Annotated in this window: 4 protein-coding genes; 2 read left to right on the top strand and 2 right to left on the bottom strand. The window is 75.1% G+C overall.

All coding sequences use genetic code 11. From position 1 onward, the window contains the following. A partial coding sequence (locus tag AC1DQC_RS19610) for an RDD family protein (protein ID WP_477052907.1) occupies nucleotides 1–1,362 on the top strand: 1,362 nt, incomplete at its 5' end. Between the two features lie 36 nt (nucleotides 1,363–1,398). Here the strand turns inward: AC1DQC_RS19610 and AC1DQC_RS19605 are convergent. Next, a complete protein-coding gene (locus AC1DQC_RS19605; protein WP_477052906.1) occupies nucleotides 1,399–1,926 on the bottom strand; it encodes a suppressor of fused domain protein in 528 nt (175 codons plus the stop codon). Between the two features lie 164 nt (nucleotides 1,927–2,090). Next, complete coding sequence (eccCa, locus tag AC1DQC_RS19600; protein ID WP_477052905.1) at nucleotides 2,091–6,068, bottom strand: type VII secretion protein EccCa; 3,978 nt, start codon at nucleotides 6,066–6,068, stop codon at nucleotides 2,091–2,093. 206 nt (nucleotides 6,069–6,274) lie between these two features. On the opposite strand from eccCa, the gene AC1DQC_RS19595 reads away from it, so the two are divergent. Then, nucleotides 6,275–6,787 (top strand): hypothetical protein (locus AC1DQC_RS19595; protein WP_477052904.1); only part of this gene is annotated, 513 nt, incomplete at its 3' end.

Raw genomic sequence — 6,787 nt, 5'->3', positions numbered from 1 at the left:
CCCCCGCCCGGACCGCCGCCGACCGCCTCGGTCCCGCCGCCCGCGCGCAGACCGGCGGTCCCGGCGTCCCGCGACCAGTTCCCCGTGACCCCCGGCGCGGTCGCGTCCATCGGCAGCCGCGCTCTGGCGTTCGCGATCGACGGGGTCGTCCTCCTCCTCGCGTACGGCCTCGGGTTCGGGATCGTGGCGGCCACGGGCGGTCTGGCGACGACGGACCCCGCGACGGTGCGGCCGGTTCTGTTCGTGCCCGCGCTGCTCGTGCTGCTCGTCGGCGTCGCGCAGTGGGTCGCCGAGTCGCTGACCGGCGCGACCGTCGGCAACGCCGTCACCGGCATCCGGACGGTGTCGAACCGCACCGGGCGGCCGGCGGGGCTCGTGGCCATCCTCGTGCGGCAGCTCGTCGTCGGCCTGGGAGCGCTCGTGTGCCTGGTCGGCGAGTGGGTCGTCGTGGTGTCGGGGACGTGGGACAAGACCCCCGCGCAGCGCGGCTGGCACGACAAGGCGGCCGGCACCCTCGTGCTGCGGGCCCGGAACGTGCCCCGCGCGCCGTCGAAGGTGCCGGACGCGGCCTGGAACACGGCGGTGGCCCGCACCATGGGCGACCGCCCGGCGGCGGACCCGGGCCTCGTCCCCGCTCCGCCGGTGGAGGGGCCTCCGCAGCCGCCGACCCCGCTCGTTCCCGCCCCGCCCCTTGCCCCGCCGCCGGCCCCGCTCGTGCCTCCGCCCCCCGCGGCGGAGGCGCAGCCCGACGAGTTCCTCGTCCCGCTCGTCCCGGTGCGCCGKGTCCCTGACCCGCCCGCGACGCGGCGGGAGGCCCGGCGTGCCGACTCCGCCGCGGCGGCCGACCTCATCACCGGCATGCCCGGGGCGGCCGAGGACGCTGCGGCGCCCGCGGCGCGGGCGCAGCCCGTGATCGGCGTCCCGCCGACGCGGCCGGACTCGGCGCCGGTTCCGCGCGTCGCGGCGGCCCCGACGGACCTGGGCGAGCTCGAGCACACCCGCCTGCGGCCCAGCGGCCCCTCGCCCGCGCCGGCCGCCCTGCGGCTGTCGTTCGACACCGGGGAGCGCGTCGACGTCGCGGGCGACGGACTCGTCGGTCGCAGCCCGTCCGCGGAGGACGGAGTCACGCACGTCGTGCCGGTGGACGACCCCGCGCGGTCGATCTCCAAGACGCACCTGGCCTTCGGGCTCGACGGCACGGCCGACCGCCTGTGGGTCGTGGATCGCGGGTCGACCAACGGCACGGTCCTCGTCGCGCCCGACGGGACGAGCTCGGCGCTCCCGGCCGGCACGCGCGCGACCGTCGCCGCGGGCTGGACCATCCGTTTCGGGCAGCGCAGCGCGCTCGTCGAGCGCCGCTGACGTCCGTTCTGGGCTCGTCGGCGCGCCGCCGCCGAACTACACCACCGACGGGCGGTGCGGGTCCCAGAACTCGATCGCCGCGTCCTCGAAGCGCTGCTCGAGCGCTTCAAGGCCGTGCACGGCCTTGAAGTCGCGTTCACTCGCCGTGATGGGCAGGAGCCACAGGAAGTCGACGTGGAAGCCGTCGACGTGACAGACCTCCAGGTCGGGCCCCCACGGGTACGGGAGGCTGATCAGGTCGTGGTCCAGCGCGGACCCTGGGAACCAGGGCTCGCCGAGCGGGACCGTGTGCCCGAGACCCAGGACGCCGGCGCGGTCGTACCAGCTGGTCCACGCCAGCACCTCGACCGCGCGCATCGTGGCCTCGGCCGTCGCGACGATGAACTCGAGACCGTAGCCCGGCCGGCTCTGCCAGGCCCAGCTGCCGACCGACACGTAGACCCACAGGACGCCGTCGAGCGGTGCGACGCGCAGGACGTGGAAGTGAGGATTGGGCTCGTCGATCGGCCCGCCGCCCTGCCAGGCGACGCGTTCGACGACGTGACCCGAGAAGAACTCGCTCACGTGCTGATCCAGGCGATCACATCGATCGCAGTCCCCGACGAGATGCACGAGGCGCAGAGTAGCGTCGCCCCGGCCGTTGGGGGCGGCAAGCCGACGTCGCACGACCTACGCCAGGGTCGTTGTGGTTCGCGAAATCGTGCGCCGGGTGCTGGATCGCCCGATGGTCAGACCGTCGCCGGGCTCCAGGCGAGCTGCACGACGCGACGACCCTCGTCCCGCGTGACCAGCTGACCGCGGCCCGGGACGGACGGCACGGGCTTCGCCCCGCCGATCAGCGCGCCCTCGTCGGGACTGCCCGAGAGAACCAGGCCGGGGACGGCGAGGTCGCGCAGGGCCTGCAGCACAGGCTCGTACATCGCGCGCGCCGCGCCGCCGGTGCGCCGCGTGAGGACGAGGTGCAGCCCGACGTCGCCGGCCTGCGCGAGCAGGGGGACCAGCGCGGCGACCGGGTTGCCGGTGGTGGTCGCCACGAGGTCGTAGTCGTCTACCAGCACGAACACCTCGGCGCCCGTCCACCAGGAGCGGGAGCGCAGCTGGTCGGGGGTGACGTCGGGGCCGGGCAGGCGGGTGCGCAGGTAGGCGGCGAGGTCCGAGAGCTCGGTCGTCGCCTGGTCCTGCGTCGTGAGGTAGCCGGCCAGGTACTCGTCGGGGATCTCGCCCAGCAACGACCGTCGGAAGTCGACGGCGAATATCTGGGCCTGCGCGGGCGTGTGGGTGCGCCGGACCTCGGCCGCTACCGACCTCAGCAGGCCGGACTTGCCCGAGCCGCCGTCGCCGAACGCGTAGAGGTGGTTCTCCTCGCGCAGGTCGATGCCGACCGGCGCAAGGGCGGCCTCGTCGATGCCGAGGAGGAGCTCGCGGGTGTCGGCGGGCGAGGCGGCGCGCACCTGGTCGAGCGTGACCTCCTCCGGCAGGAGCCGCAGCTTGGGCCCGGGGGCGCCGCGCCACGACTGGGTGACGGTCTGCACCAGGTGCTCGATGCCCGCGCCGAGGGTCGCGGGCGAGTCGTCGCCGTCGATCCGCGGCAGGGCCGTGAGCACGTGGTGCTTCGAGACGACGATGCCGCGGCCCGGGCGCTCCTTCGGCACGTTGACGGCGACCTTGCGGTCGAGCTCGGAGTCCGACGGGTCGCCCAGCCGCAGCTCGATGCGGGTGCCGAAGAGGTCCTTGACCTGGGTGCGGAAGTCCATCCACCGCGCGGCGCTCGCCAGGAGGTGGACGCCGAACGTCAGTCCGCGGCCCGCGAGGGCCTGCAGCCGCGCCTCGAGCTCGTCGAACTCGGCGCGGACCGTGCTCCAGCCGTCGACGACCAGGAAGATGTCGCCGTAGCCGTCGTTCGCGCGGCCCTCGAGGCGGCGGGTGCGGTACGTCTCGATCGAGTCGATCTGCTGCGCCCGGAAGTACCGCTCGCGGGCGTCGACGATGCTCTCGACCTCGGCGACGACGCGCCGGACGACGTCGGGCTCGCTGCGCGTCGCCACGCCGGCGACGTGCGGCAGGCGCGCCAGCGGGCTGAACGTGCCCCCGCCGAAGTCGAGCACGTAGAACTGCACCTCCTGCGGCGTCTGCGTGAGGGACAGCCCCGTCACGACGGAGCGCAGCAGCGTGCTCTTGCCCGACCGCGGGCCGCCGACGACGGCGAGATGCCCCGCGGCGCCCGACAGCGAGATCGTGAGGTTCTCGCGGCGCTGCTCGAGCGGCCGGTCGGTGATGCCCAGCGGGATGGTCAGGGCTCCGGCCGCCCGCCAGCCCGGGGAGACCAGCCCGAGCGCGGGGTCGACGACGAGGTCCGGCATGAGGCGGTCGTACGTGCTGGGCACCACGAGCGGCGGCAGCCAGACCTGGTGCGCGGCGGGGCCCTTGCCGGCCATGAGCGAGACGGCGATGTCGAAGGTCGCGCGCTTCTCGACCTCTTCGGCGGCKGGCTGCTCCTCGGGCTCGTCGCGCACCGTCCCGAGCACGGGTGCCGCCGTGAACGACTCGAGCCGGGCGCGGCCGGCGACGACCCCGGGCCCGGCGGCGGCGCGGCGGCGGCCCTTGGGCGGGCCGGACACGTAGGACGCGCGGAACTGCACCATCGTCGTGGGGTCGGGCTTGAGGTAGCCGACGCCGGGGACAGGCGGCAGCTCGTACGCGTCGGGCACGCCGAGGACGGTCCGCGACTCGGCGGCCGAGAACGTGCGCAGGCCGATCCGGTAGGACAGGTGCGACTCGAGCCCGCGCAGCCGGCCCTCCTCCAGGCGCTGCGAGGAGAGCAGCAGGTGCATCTGCAGCGAGCGCCCCAGCCGCCCGATGGCGACGAAGAGGTCGACGAACTCGGGCTTGGCGGCCAGCAGCTCGGAGAACTCGTCGGCGACGATGAGCAGGGCGGGCAGCGGCGCGAGGTCGGGCCGGTCGGTGCGCCGGGCCTTCTCGTAGTCGTTGACGTTGGCGAAGTTGCCGGCGGAGCGCAGCAGCTCCTGGCGGCGCACCATCTCGCCCTGCAGGGCGTCCTGCATGCGGTCGACGAGGGTGAGCTCCTCGCCGAGGTTGGTGATGATGGCGGAGACGTGCGGCATGTCCGCCATGCCCGCGAACGTGGCGCCACCCTTGAAGTCGACGAGGACGAAGTTGAGGTCCTCGGACGAGTGGGTGAGGGCCAGGGCCAGCACCAGGGTGCGCAGCACCTCGGACTTGCCGGAGCCGGTGGCTCCGATGATGAGCCCGTGCGGGCCCATGCCCTGCTGCGCCGACTCCTTGATGTCCAGCGAGATCGGCTGGCCCTGCGGCGTCAGCCCGATGGGCACCCGGAGGCGGTCACGCGGCAGCCGCGGCCGCCAGGCCACCTCGAGGTCGAGGTCGCGGATGTCGCCCAGCCCGAGCAGGTCGACCAGCTCGGAGGACGCGTTGGCGTCGTCGCGCTCCGGCCCCGAGTCGAGGTGCAGGGGCAGCAGGCGGCGAGCCGTGGCCTCGGCCTCAGCGATGGACAGCTGGTCGCCCGTCAGGTGCGTCGGCTCCAGTCCGAGGCGCAGGACGTCGACGGGCGCGGAGCCGTCGGCCTGCTGGGCGCCGACCAGGAAGCGCAGCGTCCACGGGTCGTCCAGCTCGTCCCACCGCTCGGGCAGCTCGAGCACGGTGATGCCCAGGACGCCGTCGCTGGTGAGGATGGCGTTGCCCACGGGCACGTGGCCGCCGTCGACGACGACGAGCACGTGGGGCAGCGGGGTCTCGCTCGCCGTCGGCCCGAACCGCGGCCGGTCGCGCAGGCCCTCGGGGAGCAGGGACTCGATCTCGGCGAGGGTGGTGCCGATCATCCGGGCGGCGCCCACGGCGTCCCGCTCGCGCGTCGAGTGCGCGTGCGGCAGCCACTTGACCCAGTCCCACGAGGGCAGCGCGCGGTCGCCGGCCAGCACGGCGATCTGCAGCTGGTCGGGGGAGTGGAACGTGGCCAGCTGGCAGACGATCGCGCGGGCGAGGGCGCGCGAGGTCTGCTCGGTGCCCGCGACCTGCAGCAGCGGCACGGAGCGCACGTCGACGGCCAGCGGGATGCCCTGCTGGACGCGGTGCGTGACCAGGAAGCGGTGGGCGGCCGACGCGGCGACGGGGTCGAGCTGCGCCAGGGGAGCGGTCTGCGGCGGCTCGAGGTCGAGGCAGAGCGGCTGCGACCCGACGCCGACGCGGGCGAAGAGGTAGTCGTCGTGGTCGGGGGTCCGCTCCCACACGCGCGAGCGCTCCTCGGCCACGGAGGCGAGGGCGCGCGGGTCGGGCGCGTTCCACTCCGCGTTGCGGTGCTGGGCACGCGCCGCCTGCCGCACGGTGCGGCGCAGGTCGGCGAGGTAGGCCAGGTACTCGCGGCGGGCGCCGACGACGGCGGCCTGGTGCTGCGAGCGCTGCCGCCAGCCGTTGACGCCGACGAAGCCGAGCGACGCGACCAGGAACATGCCGGCGGCGATCATGCCCTTGGGGCCGGGCGACGACACCGCGACGAACACGATCGACCCCACGCTGCCGAGCATCGGGATGACGTTGGCCAGCACGCCGCTGACACCGTCGGAGGGCTGGATCTCGGGCGGCGGCTGGAGCACGATCTGACCGGTCGGCACGGGGGGTGGGCCTTGCTGCGTCACTGCCTGGGTGGTGCCCCGCTGCGCCACGATCGACATGTGCTGCCCGCTCCTCGTCCCTGATGACCACCGGTCGACCACCCGCTCGCGGCGGGAGATGCCGACGGCCACGGTACCTGGAGCAACCGGTACGGCGGCGCTCTGTCCTCGAACGGGTCATGCCGGGCGACGCCGCGCCCCGTAGCATGTCCGCGGCGCCGGACAGGCGTTCTGCGCAGCAGCTCAGCGTCGCTCGGGAGGTGGTCGTGACGGCACCGGCCGCCGAGCAGGTGCGCCCGGCCCAGGTCCGCCTCGCGGTGGACCTCGGCGACGAGCGTCGCGACATCGCCCTGCGGTCCGACGTCGTCGTGCGCGACGCGCTGCTGGCGGCGCTCGTGCCCGTGAACCTGCCGGGCGTCGTGGTGCTCGACTCGACCGGCCGCCAGCTCGACCTGTCGGGCCTCGTGGGCGCTCAGCTGGCCGACGGGGGCGTCGTGCACGTCGTGCGACCGGCGCCGGCTCCCCGGACGCGTGCGGGCCGCTGGGCGGCAGGGCGGCCGGACGTCGTCACCCGCCGGCCGCACGTCGAGGCCGGCGCGTTCGCGCTCGCCGCCGCGCTCGGGGTGACCGTCGCCCTCGTCGTCCTGCTGACCACCCCGGGTCTCGACGACACCGCGGGGGCCGTGGCCGCCACGGTCCTCGGACTCGCCGCGGTCGCCGTCGCCCTCGGCCGCACGGGCGCGCCGGCGTCCGCGACCCTGGCCGGCCCGGCCCTCGGG

It is taken from the genome of Cellulomonas sp. P4_H12 (genome assembly GCF_056400905.1).
This window is presented reverse-complemented; position numbering and strand designations above follow the sequence as displayed.